This window comes from Acidobacteriota bacterium, from assembly GCA_009861545.1.
GTDB lineage: Bacteria > Acidobacteriota > Vicinamibacteria > Vicinamibacterales > UBA8438 > WTFV01.
In genome coordinates, this window is record VXME01000160.1 from 50,240 (window position 1) to 66,764 (window position 16,525).

Sequence of the window (16,525 nt, forward strand, 5' to 3'; positions counted from 1 at the left end):
AAGCCATGTGGCAAGGCACGTGTGGAAGGACAGCAACCACTATTTATCACTATTTCAAAAGAGAGGTTGATGTGCCGATACTCGACATCTTCTCAAAACGACAGATGAAACTCCGGGGTGACGTGCCGGACGTGTACTCGTACGACGTTCTTCCTGAGCCGCTCAAGGTGCAGATAGTGCACATAGTGTTGGGCGCCCTTGGAAATCCACAGGAGTACTATTCCTCCGTCCAATATGAAGATAGTCAAGTACGAGCAACTTATAAGGCTATCGTAGATATTCTGTGTCGAGAGTACGGGGTATTTCGACTTCCTGAAGAGCATCATGACCACGGGGAACGAATGTACCTGCAGGAACTCGTGAACTTCTTTCTTCAGGAAAAGAACGTCGAACGATCTCTGGACGTCGTCGAGTTGTGTTTTCGCGTCATTGATCAGGGAACCAGAGACTGGAGATACATGAGGAGGTCCAACGCGTCTGGTGTGGCGGACGACGCGTTGCGAGAGATCAATGAGCGGTTCCAGGAGCACGGCGTGGGGTACTGCTTCCAGAACGGACGAATCGTCCGCATCGATTCACAACTGATCCATTCGGAAGTCGTCAAGCCGGCCCTCACACTTCTCAGCGGGAAACACTACGCTGGCGCACAACAGGAGTTCCTGAATGCTCATGAGCACTACCGGGCAGGCAAAGCCAAGGAGGCGCTCAACGAATGCCTGAAGGCGTTCGAGAGCACGATGAAGACCGTGTGCGACCGGCAAGGGTGGACCTACGAACAGAACGCAACCGCCAAAAAGCTACTTGACATTTGTTTCGACAACGGACTGGTTCCCGCGTTCTGGAAGCAGCATTTCTCTGCGCTGCGAAGCCTACTGGAGAGCAGCGTGCCGACCGGACGGAACCGACTCAGTGGTCATGGTCAAGGATCCGTGCCGACGTCCGTTCCCGCATTCCTGGTCGGCTACGTGCTGCACATGACGGCGGCGGCAATTGTCTTTATGGGAAAGGCTGAACAAAGCGGAGCGAAGAAGTGAAAGACCGCCGCCTCATCGAAACCGCCTTCCCCCTGAAACAGGTTTCCCTGGACTCCGTCCACGAGAAGAACGTCCGGCACGGGCACATATCCACGCTGCACATCTGGCCCGCGCGGCGGCCGCTGGCAGCCAGCCGCGCGACGCTGCTGGCGACGCTGCTCCGCGATTCGGAGAACCAGGAGGAAGGCGACAAACTGCTCGCTCGGATGGCCGGAACCGTGGAGCCGGCGCCGTCCGGCCGGGTAGCAGGCCGCGGGAAACGGGACCGGAAGGAAACGCGAGGCGGAATCCTGCACTGGGGACGGGAGAGCGAGCCGGAGGGCGCAGCCGAACTCGACCGGTTTCGGTCCGAGATTCGAGCCGCGTTCGGCGGACGGGCGCCGCGGGTGCTGGATCCGTTCGCTGGCGGCGGGGCGATTCCACTGGAGGCGATGCGTCTCGGGTGCGAGACGGTAGCGGCGGACCTCAACCCCGTGGCATGGTTCATCCTCCGGTGCACGCTGCACTATCCGCGGCTGCTGGCCGGCCGGAAGCGACCGTTGCCGGCGTATGCCGCGGGCGACCGCGCGTTCGCCGAGGCGTTTCTGAAGGCGCAGGGCATTCGACGGACCGCGGCGTTGCGGGAAGCGTTGGCACGGCTGGGACACGGCGACGGCGAGCCGGTACAGGCGGCAACACTAGCCGACGGGGAGTCTCCGGCCTCGAACGCGGGCGCCGCGTGGCATCTGCGGGCCTGGGGACGACATGTGCTGGCGGCTGCTCGGCGTGAGCTGGCGACCCGCTATCCGACTTACGCTGAGTTCGAACCGGTGCGGCGGAAGGGGCGGCGGAAAGTCGGAGCGGTCGGAAACGTGCGCTGGCGGCGGCGGCCGCCGTTGCTGCTGGAACCGGACGCCGACGGGCGGGTATCGACCACATCGCTCAACACCGAGTTCGACTCGCTCTATCTGGAAAACGAAGCCAATCCCCGCTGGATCGCCAAGCCGGCCGTCGCGTATCTGTGGGCGCGCACGGTCCGCTGCGGCGGCTGCCGGGCCGAGATTCCGCTGCTGAAGACCCGCTGGCTCTGCAAGAAGGCGAAGAAGCGGGTTCGGCTCATCCTGGAACCGCGGATGGACCGTAGCGGCGTGGACTTCGGCATCGAACGGGACGTTCCCGACGACAGCGGGAACGCCGCGCAGAAGCGCGAGCACGATCGGACGCTAGGCGCGGGCACCATGAGCGCGAGCGGCGCCCGCTGCCCCGCCTGCGGCGCGATCGCGACGACGAAGGACATCCGCGCGGAAGGACTGGCGGGACGGCTCGGGGAACGCATGACGGCAGTCGTCGTGGAGGGCCAGACGGGCAAGGAGTACCGCCTGCCGACGGCGGCGGAACTCGACGCGGCGCGCGTGGAGCGGGCGGAGATCGAAGCGCTCTACGCCGGCGTCCCGTTCGGCCTGCCGGACGAGTCCATCGTCGCGGAGCGGCCGTCCCCCAACTCGCGAGGCGCGTCCGGTCTCCCGCGCTACGGGTTCGACACGTGGCGCACGCTCTTCACGGACCGGCAGCTTCTGGCGCTCGGCACGTTCGTCCGCGCGATCCGCGGCTGCGCCGCGGCGATGGGTGACTACCCGGACGAGTGGCGCGAGGCAATCGTCGCCTGGCTGGCGCCTTCGATCAGTCGATTGGCCGACAGAGGCAGCGCGGTGGCCACCTGGACCAACAACCTCGAACAGATTCGCAACACCTTCGCACGCTTCGCCCTGCCGATGGTCTGGGACTTCGCGGAGTCCTGTCCACTGGCCGACACGACCGGCGGCTTCATCCAGGCCGTCGAGTGGATCGCCCGGGTGGTCGAGCACACGGAGACGGCCACCGCCGCGGCGCCCCCACCCCGCGTGGAGCAGCGGTCGGCGACCGAGGCGCGGCAGGATCGTTTCGACCTCGTGTGCACGGATCCGCCCTACTACGACGCCATCCCCTACTCCGACCTGATGGATTTCTTCCACGTCTGGCTGCGGCGCACGCTGCACGGGCTTTCGCCGGACGTCGACGCCGCCTTCGCCGCGCCGCTCGGACCGAAGTGGAACGCCGGCGCGAACGACGGCGAGCTGGTCGATCAGCCGGGCCGCTTCGGTACGGACAAGGCACAATCCAGGCAAGCGTACGAAGACGGCATGCTGCGCACGTTCCGCCGCTGCCACGACGCGCTTCGGGACGACGGGCGGCTGGTCGTCGTGTTCGCCAACAAGCAGCCCGCGGCCTGGGCGACGCTGGTGTCGGCGCTGATCCGGGCCGGCTTCGTCGTCGACGCCTCGTGGCCGATCCAGACGGAGCGGGACAGCAAGGTCGCGGGCGGTGCGCGCCTGTCGTCCTCCATCTGGCTCGTCTGCCGGAAGCGCGCCCCAACGGCCCGCCCCGGCTGGGACAACCGAGTGCTGGCCGACATGCAGGCGAACGTCACCGAGCACCTGCGCGCCTTCTGGGACGCCGGCATTCGCGGACCGGACTTCGTCTGGGCGGCGACCGGGCCGGCGCTGGAGGCGTTCAGCCGGCATCCGGCGGTCAGGAAAGCCGACGCTCCGGGCCGGCTGCTGACCGTCGACGACTTCCTGCGCCGCGTGCGGCGGATGGTGGTCGGGTTCGTCGTCAGTCGGCTCCTTGACCAGCAGGCAGGCGCCACCGGCGAGCTCGACGATCCGACCACCTACTACCTGCTGCACCGCAAGGACTTCGGCCTCGCCCCGGCCCCCGCTGGCGCCTGCATCCTGTACGCCTTGTCGTGCAACGTGTCGGACGCCGACCTGGCCGGGCGGCTGGACCTGCTCGCCGGCGGACGATCTACCTCCACGGACGAGGATGGCGACGAGAACGGTGACACATCGGGCAGCGACGTGCGCCTCAAGACGTGGAGCCAGCGCCGCGCCCGCGACCTGGGCGAGCCGTCGCCGGACGGCAGCCCGCCACCCCTCGTCGACTGCGTCCACAAGCTGATGCAGCTCTGGAGGTCCGGCGAGCAGAGTCGCGTGGACGCCTACCTCGAAGCGCGCGGGTTGTGGCGGCACGAGATCTTCGCCCGCGTCGTGCAGGCCGTCACCGAGCTGGCGGAACGGGGATCGGACGAACGCAAGTTGCTGGAGTCCATCCAGACCCACGTCCGGACCCACGGCGGCGCCGCCGTTCCGCGTTCCATGAGGTTCGACTACGGAGACGCGTCATGAACGACCCGCTCGACGGACATCCACGATACGATCACCGTCGATCAGCGACATGCGAGGTTCATCCGTGCGAGCGGGCGGACACCCCACACTGCGACTGATGCGCCCAGACTACCGACCGCAGGACACCCGATGATTCGCCGCATACAAGCGCTGAACTACCGCTGTTTTCGGTATGTCGACGTCTCGCTCGACCGCTTCCACGTCCTGGTCGGCCCCAACGCGAGCGGCAAGAGCACGTTGTTCGACGTCGTCTCTTTCCTTGGGGACATGATGCGGGATGGACTCCGGGCAGCGATAGACAGCCGCACTCGAAACTTCCAGGATCTGGCCTGGGGACGCCCAGGAGTCGATCCGCGATTCGAGCTGGCAGTGGAAATGACGATTCCGGAGCTGGTGAGAAGACAACTTCCAAAAGGACCAACTGGAGAAGATTTCCAGGCGTTTCGTTACGAAGTGGCGATCGAGGAGCGCGGCGGCGAGGTGAGCGTCGCACGCGAACGCGGACTCCTGGCAGGGGATCCAGCACGGCCGACTCGGCGGCGCAGCCCCCGGTTTCCGGAGAATTCCAAGGTTCCCACTACGATAACGAACGGTGGCGGGAAGCGCGGGTCACGAACCGTGTTCAGTCAGGAGCGGCAAGGCGGACGCGTGTTCCGCCCGGAAACCACCCCACGGGCCAGAAAGAATCCGGTGACAGGTATTCCTTTCGGATCGTCAGGATTGGCGGCGTCACCCGGCAACATATCGAGCGCATTGTATCCTGCGGCCTCTCACGTCATATACATGCTCGCCGGCTTCGGCGGCGGAGTCGTACTCGATGGCTCGCGTCTGCGCCGCGCCAGCTCTCTCGACAGCGACCGGGCGTTCACCCGCGATGGAGCAAGTCTGCCGTGGAACGTACGGTACCTTCAGGAAATACAGGAAGACGACTACCGGGAATGGATCCGACACGTGCAGACAGTGCTTCCCGAGCTGGAAGGCGTCCGTGTGGTCGAACGCGAGGACGACCGTCACGCGTATCTCATGCTGCGCTACGCAAACGGCGTCGAGGTCCCCTCCTGGATGACTTCCGACGGCACCCTCAAGCTTCTGGCTCTGACGCTGCTCGCCTACCTGCCCGTGGCGGACTCGTACCCGAGTGACCGGCGGTTCCTTCACGAAATCATCCTGGTCGAGGAGCCGGAAGACGGCGTTCATCCGCTGGCGCTCGATGCCATCTACGACTCGCTGGCCTCGGTCTATGGCGGTCAGGTTCTCGTGACCACGCATTCGCCGACGCTCCTGGGGCTGGCCAAGCCGGAAGAGGCTCTCTGCTTTGCCAGGACGGCCGACGGCGCCATAGACATCGTCCGGGGAACTGAGCACCCTCATCTGAAGGACTGGCACGGGACCGCGGACATGGACTTGCTCTTCGCCACGGGCGTGATCGGGTGATCGTGGTCTCCAGATGAAAGATCTACTTGTGCTCGTTCCCGACGCGGATATCGAGCAGGCAATGAAGGGCCTCCTCGTCCGCACCGACAACATCGACATCGCACCCGTGGACTTCGAAATCCGACGACACGTCAACAGGGATAGCGGATGCAGGGCCAACGCGGCCAGTTACCTGCAGCCGTATTTGAGGGCGTATCGTTACGCACTGGTTACATTCGACCGTCACGGTTGTGGAAGCCGGGGGACACGTGAAGAAATCCAGGAAGAAGTCGAGAGCGATCTGACGCGCAACGGTTGGGAGAACCGGTCGAAAGTCATCGTCATCGATCCAGAGATTGAGGTCTGGGTATGGAGTCGCTCACCGGTAGTGGCGGCAGTGCTGGGCTGGGGCAACGATTTCGAGGCGCTTCGACGCTGGTTGGTATCGGAGAATCTATGGGCTCCCAATCACCGCAAACCGCAAGACCCGAAGGACGCGATGCGGAAGGCAATGGAACGGGCGAGGCTCCGGCCGAAGGCCCGCCGGTCTCCGAGCAAGTTTCGCGATCTCGCGACATTGGTGGACTTCACCGATTGTGAGGACCCGTCCTTTGTCGAGCTCACGCGCACCCTGCGCGCCTGGTTCCCGCCCGAGACAGAACGATGACCAAGACGAACCGCCTCCAGCCCTGGCACACAGTCGTTCGCCTTAAGGAAGAACTGCGGACTGGTGAGCTTGCGCTCGCCGAATTCGCCGCCGACCTGCACGAGGTCGCGCAGGCGCAGGGACGCCGGCCGGTCTACGAGGACCCGGCGAAGTTCTTCGCGCTGACCTATCCCACCCACGCGTTGCGCGAGTTGGTGAAGGACGTTGCGGCACGGCTCGCCGGACGGAGCGACAAGGCGGTGCGGCAGCTCGAGCTGACCTACGGCGGCGGGAAGACGCACACGTTGATCACGCTCCATCATCTGTTCCGCGATCCGCGCGCACTGCCGGATCTGCCCGCGGTGCAGGAGTTCCGCGAGCACGTCGGCATGGATCTGCCGGCGGCGTTCCCGGTAACGCTCTGTTTCGACAAGATCGACGCCGAGCGCGGTGTCGAGGGAGTGCGCGGTCCGGATGGGGAAACCCGCACTCTGCGCCATCCGTGGAGCGTGCTGGCGTTCCAGCTCGCCGGCGCGGATGGACTGCGCGCAATACACGCCGACGGGCTGGATGCGGAGCGGGAGACGCCGCCCGCGGAGCCGCTGCTGGCCGCACTGCTGGAGGTCCCCCGCCGGCGCGGGCTGGCGACCCTGGTTCTGGCCGACGAGGTCTTGATGTACGCCCGCGAGAAGGCGGGCCTCGATCCCGTCTGGCGCGGGCGCATCGTCGATTTCTTCCAGTATCTGACACAGGCCGTGGGCAAGGTCGACACCGCGGCGATGGTCGCCTCGATACTCGCGACCGACCCGCACAAGCAGCGCGGCGAGCTGGGCAGCCGGCTGACCTCCGATCTGTCCGACGTGTTCCGGCGGCAACGCGAGGAGGGCGTGCAACCCGTACAAAAGGAAGACGTGCCGGTCGTGCTGCGCCGGCGCTTCTTCGAACCCGACGACATCCGCAGCCTCGATGGATTCCGTTCGCACGTCATCGGCATCGTGCGGGATCTGGCGAAGCTGGAAGAAACCACCGCCAGGAACCGATCGGCGGCCGAGGAGCGCTTTATCGCGAGCTTTCCCTTTCACCCCGACCTGACCGACGCTTTCTACAGCCGCTGGACCCAGCTCGAAGGATTCCAACGGACGCGCGGTATCCTGCGCACGCTGGCGACCGCACTGCGCGAGGCCGAGCGGTGGGATACCGCGCCGCTGATCGGTCCGTCGGCCCTGTTGGCCGCGCCTGACAAGCCGGGAATCTCGGAAGCGGTGCGCGAGCTCGCCGGCGTCGCCACGTCCGGAACGGTCGAGGGTAGCCACACCGACTGGAGCACGCTGCTCGAAGCCGAGCTGGAGAAGGCCCGCCAGATCCAGCACGAGTCGCCGGCCCTGCGTCCCGGCCGGGAGGCCGAGCAGGCGGTGGTCACCGTGTTTCTGCATTCGCAGCCGACCGGCAGGAAGGCATACACGCCGGAGTTGATTCGGATGGCCGGCAGCACCGCTCCCGACGGCATCGAGCTGGAGAAGGGGCTGCGCCGCTGGCGCGAGATTTCGTGGTTCCTCGACGACGAGGACGCGGACCTGGACGCGGGAAGCGCTACGCCGGCGCTGCCGAAGTCGTGGCGCCTCGGCAACCGCCCCAACCTGCGCCAGATGCACGACGAGGCGTGCCAGCAACGAGTCAGTCAGGAAAAGGTGGACGAGCGGCTCCGCGAAGAAATCCGCGGTGCACGAACGCTCACCGACGGCGCGAAGGCGGTGGGCGCCACCATCCACCTGCTGCCGGGCTCACCCAGAGAGGTCGGCGACGACGGCAGTTTCCGCTACGTCGTCATGGACGCCGGCGCCGCGTCCGAGTCCGGGAAGCCGAGCAGTGCGGCGAAGCGGGTGCTGGACGAGACGACCGGACCCGACCGGCCACGCGTCCATCGCAACGCGGTGGTCCTGGCGGTCCCGTCGCGCGACGGCCTGGAAGCGGCGCACGCCGCCGTCCGGGCCCTCCTCGGCTGGGAAGACGTCGCGGGACAGCTCGAGGCCCACCAGGTCGACCCGTTCCAGGCGGAGCGCCTGCGACGGCGGCTCCGGGAGGCCCGGGAGCGCGTTCCGGAGATCGTCCGCCAAGCGTATGCCGTGGTCGTGACGGTGAACGAGCAGAACGAGGTGCAGGCGTTCAAGCTGCCGGCGGGCGCCGGACCGCTCTTTCCCGCCATCAAGAACGACGAGCGGGCGCGCATCAAGGAGACGGCGGTGGACGCCGAGGCGCTGCTGCCCGACGGTCCGTACGACCTGTGGCACGACGACGACGCCCGTCGCGTGACGGATCTGGTGGGCGCCTTCGCGCGTTATCCGCGCCTGCCGAAGCTGCTGCACCCGAAGGTCCTGCTCGATACGGTGCTGCAAGGCGTGGAGCGTGGCCTGTTCGTCGCGCGGCTGGTCCGTCCGGACGGCAGCGCCCGGACGTGGTGGCGTGAAGCCGTCGGCCCGGAAGCGCGCCAGGATCCGCTCCTTGAAGTCGTCCTGCCCGACAGATGCGAGCTCGGCGCCCTGTCCGGTGCCCTGCTCGGCCCCGGCGTCCTGCCGGAGTTGTGGAGCGACGGGCAGGTGACCATCAGCGCGCTCCGCGAGTACTTCGCGGGAGGGCGCACGGTGCGGGTTTCCCGAGAAGGCTACGAAGAAACGCAGGTCATCCCGGAATGCAATGAACAGGCCGTTCACGAAGCCGTGCGCGGCGCGGTCGAGCAGGGCGTGGTCTGGCTCACGAACGGTCCCGCCTCGGTCTGGAAGGAACAGATCCCCTACGGCGTGCTCGATGACGACGCCGTCCTGCACCCCCGACCGGATCCCATCGCCGCCCAGGAGCTCGCCGCGAACGCGCTGCCCGGCGCCTGGCGCGACGGCACGACCAACGGCGTCACGCTGGCGCGGGCGCTCTCGCAGTCCCGGCGCAGAACGCTGCCCTGGGGTCTCGTACGCGAAGGCATCAAGGCCGGTGTGGAGAGCCGCTGGATCGAAGTGGCCGACGGCAGCGTCGCCGTGCACTGCCGGTACGACGAAGCAGGGCAGTTGCGCCTGAAGCGCCCGGAAACGATAGTCGATCCCGCCACCCCGCCGCCCGTTCCGTCCGTTACGGGAGTGGTGCTCGAGGGCTCTCAGATCCAGGATCTCGCCGAACTGATCCCGAAGTTGCTGGAGGCGAGCGCCGGCAACGACTTGCGCTTTCGTGTCGGCGCAACGCTGAACCAGGATGCTGACGGGCACGTCTCGGAGAGCGTCAGGGCCGCGCTGGACGCGCTGCTCGCCACGGTGTCCGCGGAACTGAAGATCGAATAGGAGCCTCCGCGATACAGTTCGCCGCCTCAGGATACGCGCTTCGTTGGCGTTCCGTTCGGACGCGGCTACCTATCCTGCACAGGTTATCCCGCGGCGTCGAGCGCCTGCTCGAGATCGGCGACGAGGTCGCCAGCGTCCTCGATGCCGACGGACAGGCGCAACAAGCTCGTACTGCACGGCCGGGTGGACGGGCGGCCCGAGCGCGACGGGCGGGGCGGCGCAACGGGAAGTCAGGCCCGCAGGACGACGCGGCCGATCACCCGGCCCGCCCGCAAGTCGTCGAGCGCCGCCTGCGCCGCGGCGAGAGGGCGTTCGTCGATCGGCAGCTCGGGAATCGATCCGGAGCGGCCCAGGGCCAGCAACTCCCCCATCTCGGCCGGGCTGCCGACGTAGGAGCCGCGTATCGTCAGGTGCTTGAGCGGCAGCAGCGGCAACGAGAGCCTCAGGGCGCCCCCGAAGAGCCCCACCACGATGAGCGTGCCGCCCGGCGCCAGCGCACCGAGGGCGAAGGCGGCCGACCGCTCCGACCCCACGAAGTCGATGGCCGCCGCCACCCCGCCGCCGGTGCGCCTTCGAACCTGCTTGACGGCATCGGGCGCCGACGTGTCGAACGTCTCGGCCGCACCGCGCGTGCGGGCAAGCTCCAGCCGCGCAGCGTCGACGTCGGCGCACAGCACCGGCGTATCCGTCAGCGCGGGGGCGAGGCCGACCGCGGCCATCCCGACACCGCCGAGGCCGACGATCAACAGCTCTCCGGACGCCGCGCCCGACGCCGCCTTGCGGAGCGCGCCGTATGCCGTGAGGCCGGAGCATGAGTACGTCGCCGCGAGGGCCTCGCGCAGCGGCGCGTACTCGAACAGGCACCGCGGATGCGGCAACAGGACGTGGTCCGCGAAGCCCCCGGCGCGCCCGACGCCGACTGGCTGGCCGGTCGGGCAGAGGTGCTCGTCGCCGGCCGCGCACCGCGGGCAGTGGCCGCACCCGAGCCAGGGGTAGACGACGCGCCGGTCGCCCTCGGAGACGCCGGCCGCAGCGGGACCGGCCGCCACCACCTCGCCCGCGATCTCGTGGCCGAGGGTATGCGGCAGGTCCCTGCCCCGCGTCAGATCGAGCCGCTTTCCGTCGCCGAGATCGAATGCCCCCTCCCACAGGTGGATGTCGCTGTGGCAGACGCCGCACGCGCCGACCCGCAGGAGGACCTCCTCACCGCGCGGCTCCGGCAGCGCCGCTTCCGTCCGCTCCAGCGGCTCGCCGTACGCGGTCACCTGATGGCTCAGCATGGTCGATCACTCCGCCGGCCGGCCGCCGGCGGCGAGTCGTCACGCGTCGCCAGGCCGTGCAGGAAAAAGTTGGAGGTGCCGCGCACGACGGCAGACCAGCCGAGCGTACGCAACTGCGCCTCCAGCTCGTCCGGTCGGTGAAAGATCTTCACGATCTCGAACTCGCGCCCGTCCCGCAGACGGCGGCGGCTGCGGGACGGCGGCGCGGCGGGAGCCCGGGCATCGTAGCCCCCCTCGCGGGCAGCCGGATGGTTGCGGCTGTCGACGAAGAAGACCCTCCCGCCCGGCGCCAGCGCCCGCGCCACCAGGCTCCAGAACGGGATGAACGCCCCCGCCGGCACGTGCGACAACCAGAAGCCGAAGAACACGAAGTCGTACCGCCGGACCGGCTCCCACGCGAACAGATCGGCGCAGACGTAGTCGATGTGCGCCGCGCCCGTACGCGCCCGGTTGAGGGCGATCACCTCGGGCGAGGCGTCGACGCAGGTCAACGCCGCCGCCCGCGGGGCGAGCCGCTCGGTCCACAGACCCGTGCCGCAGGCCAGCTCCAGCATCCGGCCGGACGGCTGCGCCGCGTCGAGGGCCCGCCGCAGCTCGCCGACCTCGTCGCGCCAGCGCCGATTCCACTCGGGACCGTGGTCGTACTCCCCACGGCGAAAGAACCAGTCGTCGTACTCCGGCGCCCGCGCCCGGTAGTAGGCAACCTGCTCGGCGAGGACGCGCTGCTCCTCGCCGCCGTCCGCCGCACTCACCGCGACACCGCCTCCGCCGCCAGGGCGCGCAACGGCTCCCCGGTCAGGCGGTACACCGTCCACTCGTCCATCGGCACGGCGCCGGCGCGGCGGTACGAAGCAATCGCCAGCTCGTTCCAGTCGAGCACCGACCATTCGAAGCGGCCGCAACCCCGCTCGACCGCAATGTGCGCCAGGTGCGCCAGCAGGCGCCGCCCGATGCCGTGGCCGCGATGCGGCGGCCGGACATACAGATCCTCCAGGTAGAGGCCGGGGCGCCCGACGAAGGTGGAAAAGCTCTGGAAGAACAACGCGAACCCGACCGCCTCGTCACCGATCCGTGCGATCACCGCCTCGGCGCACGGGCGCTCCCCGAAGAGCGCCCGCTCGATGTCCGCCTCGGTCGCCACCACTTGCGCGGACATCCGCTCGTAGTCGGCCAGTTCCCGGATCAACGCCAGGATGAGCGGCACGTCGGCGGGCGAGGCGGCGGAGATCGACAGGGGGGCCGGAGCGGAAGCCATCGTGCGTTACAGATTACCTCATGGCTCCGTGCGTGCACGTCGGCGGCGGCTCGATCGGGACGTTTGCTCGTCCAGCAGCGATCACAAAAGGATATCCTGCGAAAAAAAGGTGATAAAGTAATGTCCAAGAATCCCACCACCTGACAATGCACTGCAGTTGTCCAGGAGTCTGCGCCGCAGGACGTATACGAAACGAGTTCTGCGACGCCGTGCGTGGTTCGACCGCTCGGTTCGCGCGCGCAACGGCGCGAGCATCCAATCATCGATGGCAAGCGGAGCGGACTGAGCGCGCTAATTTCGCGATTGCGCTGGGAAAGTTCGAGATATTTACGCGATTTTCGTGACCCTGTCCGTCTCGTTCCTGTCGAGCGGGCCGGTTGCGACCGAAAGACTGGACCTATGGCGTTGTTCTCCGTGCACCGGCGCGAACACGTCCCTCTCGTGATTGAGGCGGAGACGGTCGTCGCCGAAGCCGGTTGGTGGGTGTTTCGGACCGTCGACGGCCAACCGCTGGTGACGATCCCGACCACTGAGGTTCTCGGGATCGAGCCTGCGCCGGCCGGCGCAGGTACCTGGCGAAGCGGAGGGATGAACGAAGCCGGTTCGTCGAGGCGCTGACAGTGGACTCACCCAAGGAACCCGGAGCCGTGGTGCTCGGGGCACCTGCGCAGCGAGCGGTCGACGCGAGAACTGCGGCGGTGGACTTGTCCGTGGCGGTGGAGGAAGTCCTGCGGGGGCTCAACCGTCTCGAGGGCGTCGCCAGCGCGCAGGGCGCCGACGTACGCAGTCTTGGCCTGGTCCGTTGCGCGCGGGATGCGGTCCAGTCCGTGCGTGAGAGACATCGCCGCGGAGCGTTCAAGAACGAAGTCAGGCGGCGACCCCGTTGACTCGCGGGGCAACGGTCTTCGGCGTCGGGTACATCCGCCGGCCGTGCTGAGCGCCTTGCCGTTGCGCAGCACTACGGCTCATCTTCTTCTTCTATCCACTCCGGCAGCGGGTCGTCCAACAAAGCCCACCCGGAAGCTTCGGAGGCCATCTCGGCGTCGGTCAGCAGACAGCCGTCCAGCGCGGCCTCGATGGCCTCTTTCGGCATCTCGATTCCGATGAAGACGAGCTCCTGGCGGCGGTCGCCGTGGTCGGGCTCCCATACCTGGCCGACCCACTCCAGGGTCTCCGGGTCGCCGGCGAGCTCCGCCGGGTCCAGCGCGGCGAGCCAATGGCCTCCGGGCTCCAGGGTCAGCGAGTCTCCGGCGATCGAAAGCGCGCCGGCCACCTCATGGCGGGTGGCCAGCCAGACGACCCCCTTCGCCCGCAGCACGCCCTCGAAGCAACCTTCGAAGAGCGCCGCCAGCCGCGCTGGATGGAAGGGCCGTCGCCTCCGATAGACGAAGCTCCCGATGCCGTATTCCTCGGTCTCCGGCGTGTGACCGCCTTGCAGCTCCTGTTGCCAACCCGCTGTTTGCTCGACGCGTTCGAAATCGAACAGGCCCGTATCGAAAATCAGATCGAGCGGAATCCGCCCGTAGGTCGCCTGCACGAACGTCGCCGTCTGGTTGAGCTTGCGCAGGATCCCGGTCAACCGTGCGACTTCTTTCCCGCTCATCTTGTCGGTCTTGTTGAGCACGAGAACGTTGGCAAGCTCGACCTGATCGACGAGGAGCTCGGCGATGGAGCGGTCGTCTTCGACGTCGACCCCCAGCCCGCGATCGAGCAGGTCTTCTCCGGACTCGAAGTCGCGAAGAAAGCGCGGGCCGTCGACGACGGTGACCATCGTGTCCAAACGGGCCAGCTCGCCCAGTTGGGCGCCAAGCTCGTCCGACAAGGCGAAGGTGGCCGCGACGGGAAGCGGCTCGGAGATACCGGTCGATTCGATCAGCAGGTAGTCGAAGCGACGTTCCCGCGCCAGGCGTGCAACCTCGTCGAGCAGGTCTTCACGCAGCGTGCAGCAGATGCAGCCGTTGGACATCTCGATCAACCGCTCGTCGACGCGGCTGAGCTCGGCGCCGCCGTTGCGAACGAGCTGGGCATCGACGTTGACCTCACTCATGTCGTTGACGATGACCGCGACACGGCGGCCTTCGCGGTTATGCAGCGCGTGGTTGAGCAACGTCGTCTTGCCGGCGCCGAGGAAGCCGGAGAGCACGGTTACGGGAAGGCGTGAGTCGTTCAATTCGATTTCTCCACGGGCTCGGAATGCGGTTGGCCGTCGATGGCGTCGGCGAGCGCACGCCAAGCCTCGGGCACCGCCTGCGGCGGCAGTCCCTTGGAACTCCGTTTCCATTCGCGCAGGACGGCGCGACGATACTCCAGACCGCAGCGCGCGAGCGTCCACTCCTCGTAGTCCGCGATGCGCCGAATGGCGGCGACGGTCAGGTCGACCGGCACGCGGGGCGACGGAGGCGTCCGTGCGGCCGGGATTGCGTCGGGCTTCCAGATCGGCTCGCGGACGGTCTCCGACGGCAGCCAAACGGGTCGAAACTGGTAACGGTTGAGGAAGACGCCGCCCTTCCGCGGCGTTCCGTACAGGAGGCCGAAACCCCACAACATGAGGCTGTCGCCGCCGGGTAGCGCCAGCGTGTAGCAGCTCGATCCTGTCTCTCCTTCGGGTGGCCGTCGCCTGCAGAAGCCCGCTTCGAGCAGGAGGTTGCCTTGCGGACGCTCGATGTCCCGGCCCCAGTTCCAGCACTGCCGGTCGAGCAGCTCCTGCCCCTTGCGTCGGCGGGCGCCGGAGATCGGGTTCACAGCCATGCTCCCGCCCAGGCCAGCAAAGCGCTGAACCCGATGGCCGCCACAGCCTGCCGACCCACCAACCGCAGCGCAAACCCGCGGCCCTGCTCGCGCGCAATCGTCAGGCAGGTGACCAGGCAAGGCAGGAGCACGCCGGCCAGGTAGACGGCCGTCAACAGTTGGGCGGCGCCGAGGCCTGCGGCGACGCCCGGCTCCGCGAGCAGCAGGATGCCGTCCTTGCGCACGCTCGCCAGGACCACCGCCAGGGCCGCCTCCGAGGGCAATCGAAAGACGGTCATCGCCGGCTCGACGACAGCCGACGCAGCTTGCAGCGCGCCGAGCCAATGCAACAGCGAAGCGGCGGCCGTGATCAGAAAGAAGACCGGCAAGGCCCGGCGAAAGAACTCCCGCACGACGCCCTGCGCCTCGAGCCAGACGGCCTTCGGGCGCGGCCAGGTCAAGAAGACCCGGCCCTCCGTCAACAGCGCATTGAAGGGAGAACGAGCCGCTGGCGGCGCGATGAGCCGGGCGTAGGCGAGGGTGGTGGCGCCCAGATAAAGCAGGTAGGGTACGACCAGATCGGGTCGTCCCGCCGCGGCAAAGACTGCCAGCGTGGCCCCCAACTGATACGAACAGGCGGAACCGAAGGCAATGGCCGAGACGCATACGCCCCGCGAGCAGGCCGACGACGAGCGCGCGCTGATGACGGCGGGCACGTTGCAGCCGAAACCCATCACGACCCGCGCCAACTCCCGGCCCGTCATGCCGAACGGCCGCAGCCACGGATTCATGGCGGTTGTCAGGCGATCGAGCAGGCCGCTCGCCTTGTACGCACCCATCAGCAGCGCATGGAGCACCACCACCGGCGTTGCCCACACCAACAGCAGCGGCCCCATCGTGACAAAGCCGTAGTCGCCGGCCAGGATCTCCGCAAGCGGCTGCGGCCAGCGCGTCAGCAACCCGGCCAGCGGCCCGGTCAGGGCGCCGACCCAGGGTTCGATTCGATCCGCGAGACGGTTGGCGGCGTCCACCGCGATCCCGGCGGGCGTCAACAACAGCAACAGCGCCCAGAAAGGCCCAAGGGCGGAGCGCTCCAGGAAGAGAGGACGGGGACGGACGTTCAGATCGCCGAAGTTCAAACCGGTTTCGGCAGGGACCGGGCCGGGCGCTTCCAGCGCCTGCATCAGCCTTCGACGATCGTCGGCGTTCAGCCGCCGGGCGTCCACGGCGACCACCGGCAAACCCGTCCGGAGCGCCAGCTCTCCCAGCCGCTCCTCCACCTCCAGGCGGGCGAGTCGGTCCCGACGGGTCACGACCAGTGCGCCGCGTCGACCGGCGGCGAGCGGCAGCAGGTCGGCCAGGTCGGCGTCCAGTGCGGTCCCCTGGGCGACCAGCAGGACGGTATCGTCGCCGCGCAGCCGCTCCAGGGCCAGTCGGGTGGTCTCGACGTCGGAGCTGCGCAGCAACCCGGGCGTATCGATCAGCTCCCAGTCGTCCACCCGGTAGGAGTCGCAGCCGACGGTGGCGCCCCGGAAGTTCGAGGCAGCGCTGGGCGCACCCGCCAGCGACGCCGCCAGTTGCGTCTTGCCGACGTTTTCCTTACCCAACAGAACCACGGTTCGAACTGGCGTCGGGAGCATTTCA

The 16,525-nt window shown here is 67.7% G+C and carries 11 protein-coding genes and 1 pseudogene; 5 read left to right on the forward strand and 7 right to left on the reverse strand.

All coding sequences use genetic code 11. The annotated features are described in order from the left end of the window. The first annotated feature begins 71 nt into the window (after positions 1 to 71). The 5 genes from F4X11_24860 to F4X11_24880 all read left to right on the forward strand — a co-directional run bounded on the left by F4X11_24860 (position 72) and on the right by F4X11_24880 (position 9,619). Positions 72 to 1,034 (forward strand): hypothetical protein, encoded by a 963-nt coding sequence (locus F4X11_24860; protein MYN68209.1) that lies wholly within the window; start codon positions 72 to 74, stop codon positions 1,032 to 1,034. Continuing rightward, the gene (locus F4X11_24865) at positions 1,031 to 4,237 is read left to right on the forward strand and encodes a DUF1156 domain-containing protein (protein MYN68210.1); all 3,207 of its coding nucleotides are present in this window, start codon (positions 1,031 to 1,033) and stop codon (positions 4,235 to 4,237) included. Before F4X11_24860 ends, F4X11_24865 begins: the two co-directional genes overlap by 4 nt. Positions 4,238 to 4,366: 129 nt before the next feature. Beyond that, positions 4,367 to 5,671, forward strand: a complete 1,305-nt coding sequence (locus tag F4X11_24870; protein MYN68211.1) for an AAA family ATPase — start codon at positions 4,367 to 4,369, stop codon at positions 5,669 to 5,671. A 13-nt stretch (positions 5,672 to 5,684) separates the two neighbouring features. Next, positions 5,685 to 6,317 (forward strand): hypothetical protein, encoded by a 633-nt coding sequence (locus F4X11_24875; GenBank protein ID MYN68212.1) that lies wholly within the window; start codon positions 5,685 to 5,687, stop codon positions 6,315 to 6,317. Next, positions 6,314 to 9,619 carry an ATP-binding protein gene (locus F4X11_24880; protein ID MYN68213.1) on the forward strand — a complete coding sequence of 1,102 codons (3,306 nt, stop codon included), beginning with the start codon at positions 6,314 to 6,316 and terminating at the stop codon, positions 9,617 to 9,619. The genes F4X11_24875 and F4X11_24880 overlap by 4 nt, the downstream gene beginning before the upstream one ends. A gap of 83 nt (positions 9,620 to 9,702) precedes the next feature. Here F4X11_24880 and F4X11_24885 read toward each other — a convergent pair. The 7 genes and pseudogenes from F4X11_24885 to F4X11_24915 form a co-directional block, all read right to left on the reverse strand. Further along, a pseudogene (locus tag F4X11_24885) lies at positions 9,703 to 9,783 on the reverse strand (hypothetical protein). Between the two features lie 66 nt (positions 9,784 to 9,849). Then, positions 9,850 to 10,899, reverse strand: coding sequence for an alcohol dehydrogenase catalytic domain-containing protein (locus F4X11_24890; protein ID MYN68214.1), 1,050 nt, complete (start codon positions 10,897 to 10,899; stop codon positions 9,850 to 9,852). Continuing rightward, complete coding sequence (locus F4X11_24895) at positions 10,893 to 11,651, reverse strand: class I SAM-dependent methyltransferase (protein ID MYN68215.1); 759 nt, start codon at positions 11,649 to 11,651, stop codon at positions 10,893 to 10,895. Before F4X11_24895 ends, F4X11_24890 begins: the two co-directional genes overlap by 7 nt. Beyond that, entirely contained in the window at positions 11,648 to 12,154 is a 507-nt protein-coding gene (locus F4X11_24900; protein ID MYN68216.1) for a GNAT family N-acetyltransferase, read from the reverse strand. The genes F4X11_24895 and F4X11_24900 overlap by 4 nt, the downstream gene beginning before the upstream one ends. 958 nt (positions 12,155 to 13,112) lie before the next feature. Beyond that, positions 13,113 to 14,435 (reverse strand): GTP-binding protein, encoded by a 1,323-nt coding sequence (locus F4X11_24905; GenBank protein MYN68217.1) that lies wholly within the window; start codon positions 14,433 to 14,435, stop codon positions 13,113 to 13,115. After that, positions 14,321 to 14,902, reverse strand: coding sequence for a hypothetical protein (locus F4X11_24910; GenBank protein ID MYN68218.1), 582 nt, complete (start codon positions 14,900 to 14,902; stop codon positions 14,321 to 14,323). Before F4X11_24910 ends, F4X11_24905 begins: the two co-directional genes overlap by 115 nt. Then, positions 14,893 to 16,521 carry a ferrous iron transporter B gene (locus F4X11_24915; GenBank protein ID MYN68219.1) on the reverse strand — a complete coding sequence of 543 codons (1,629 nt, stop codon included), beginning with the start codon at positions 16,519 to 16,521 and terminating at the stop codon, positions 14,893 to 14,895. Before F4X11_24915 ends, F4X11_24910 begins: the two co-directional genes overlap by 10 nt. Positions 16,522 to 16,525: the final 4 nt, after the last annotated feature.

Bases quoted from the DNA above. Each gene is read 5' to 3' on its own strand.
- F4X11_24870 (MYN68211.1), top strand. From the start codon at position 4,367: ATGATTCGCCGCATACAAGCGCTGAACTACCGCTGTTTTCGGTATGTC.
- F4X11_24880 (MYN68213.1), top strand. From the start codon at position 6,314: ATGACCAAGACGAACCGCCTCCAGCCCTGGCACACAGTCGTTCGCCTT.
- F4X11_24905 (MYN68217.1), bottom strand. From the start codon at position 14,435: ATGGAAACGGAGTTCCAAGGGACTGCCGCCGCAGGCGGTGCCCGAGGC.
- F4X11_24915 (MYN68219.1), bottom strand. From the start codon at position 16,521: ATGCTCCCGACGCCAGTTCGAACCGTGGTTCTGTTGGGTAAGGAAAAC.
- F4X11_24890 (MYN68214.1), bottom strand. From the start codon at position 10,899: ATGCTGAGCCATCAGGTGACCGCGTACGGCGAGCCGCTGGAGCGGACG.
- F4X11_24900 (MYN68216.1), bottom strand. From the start codon at position 12,154: ATGGCTTCCGCTCCGGCCCCCCTGTCGATCTCCGCCGCCTCGCCCGCC.
- F4X11_24910 (MYN68218.1), bottom strand. From the start codon at position 14,902: ATGGCTGTGAACCCGATCTCCGGCGCCCGCCGACGCAAGGGGCAGGAG.
- F4X11_24875 (MYN68212.1), top strand. From the start codon at position 5,685: ATGAAAGATCTACTTGTGCTCGTTCCCGACGCGGATATCGAGCAGGCA.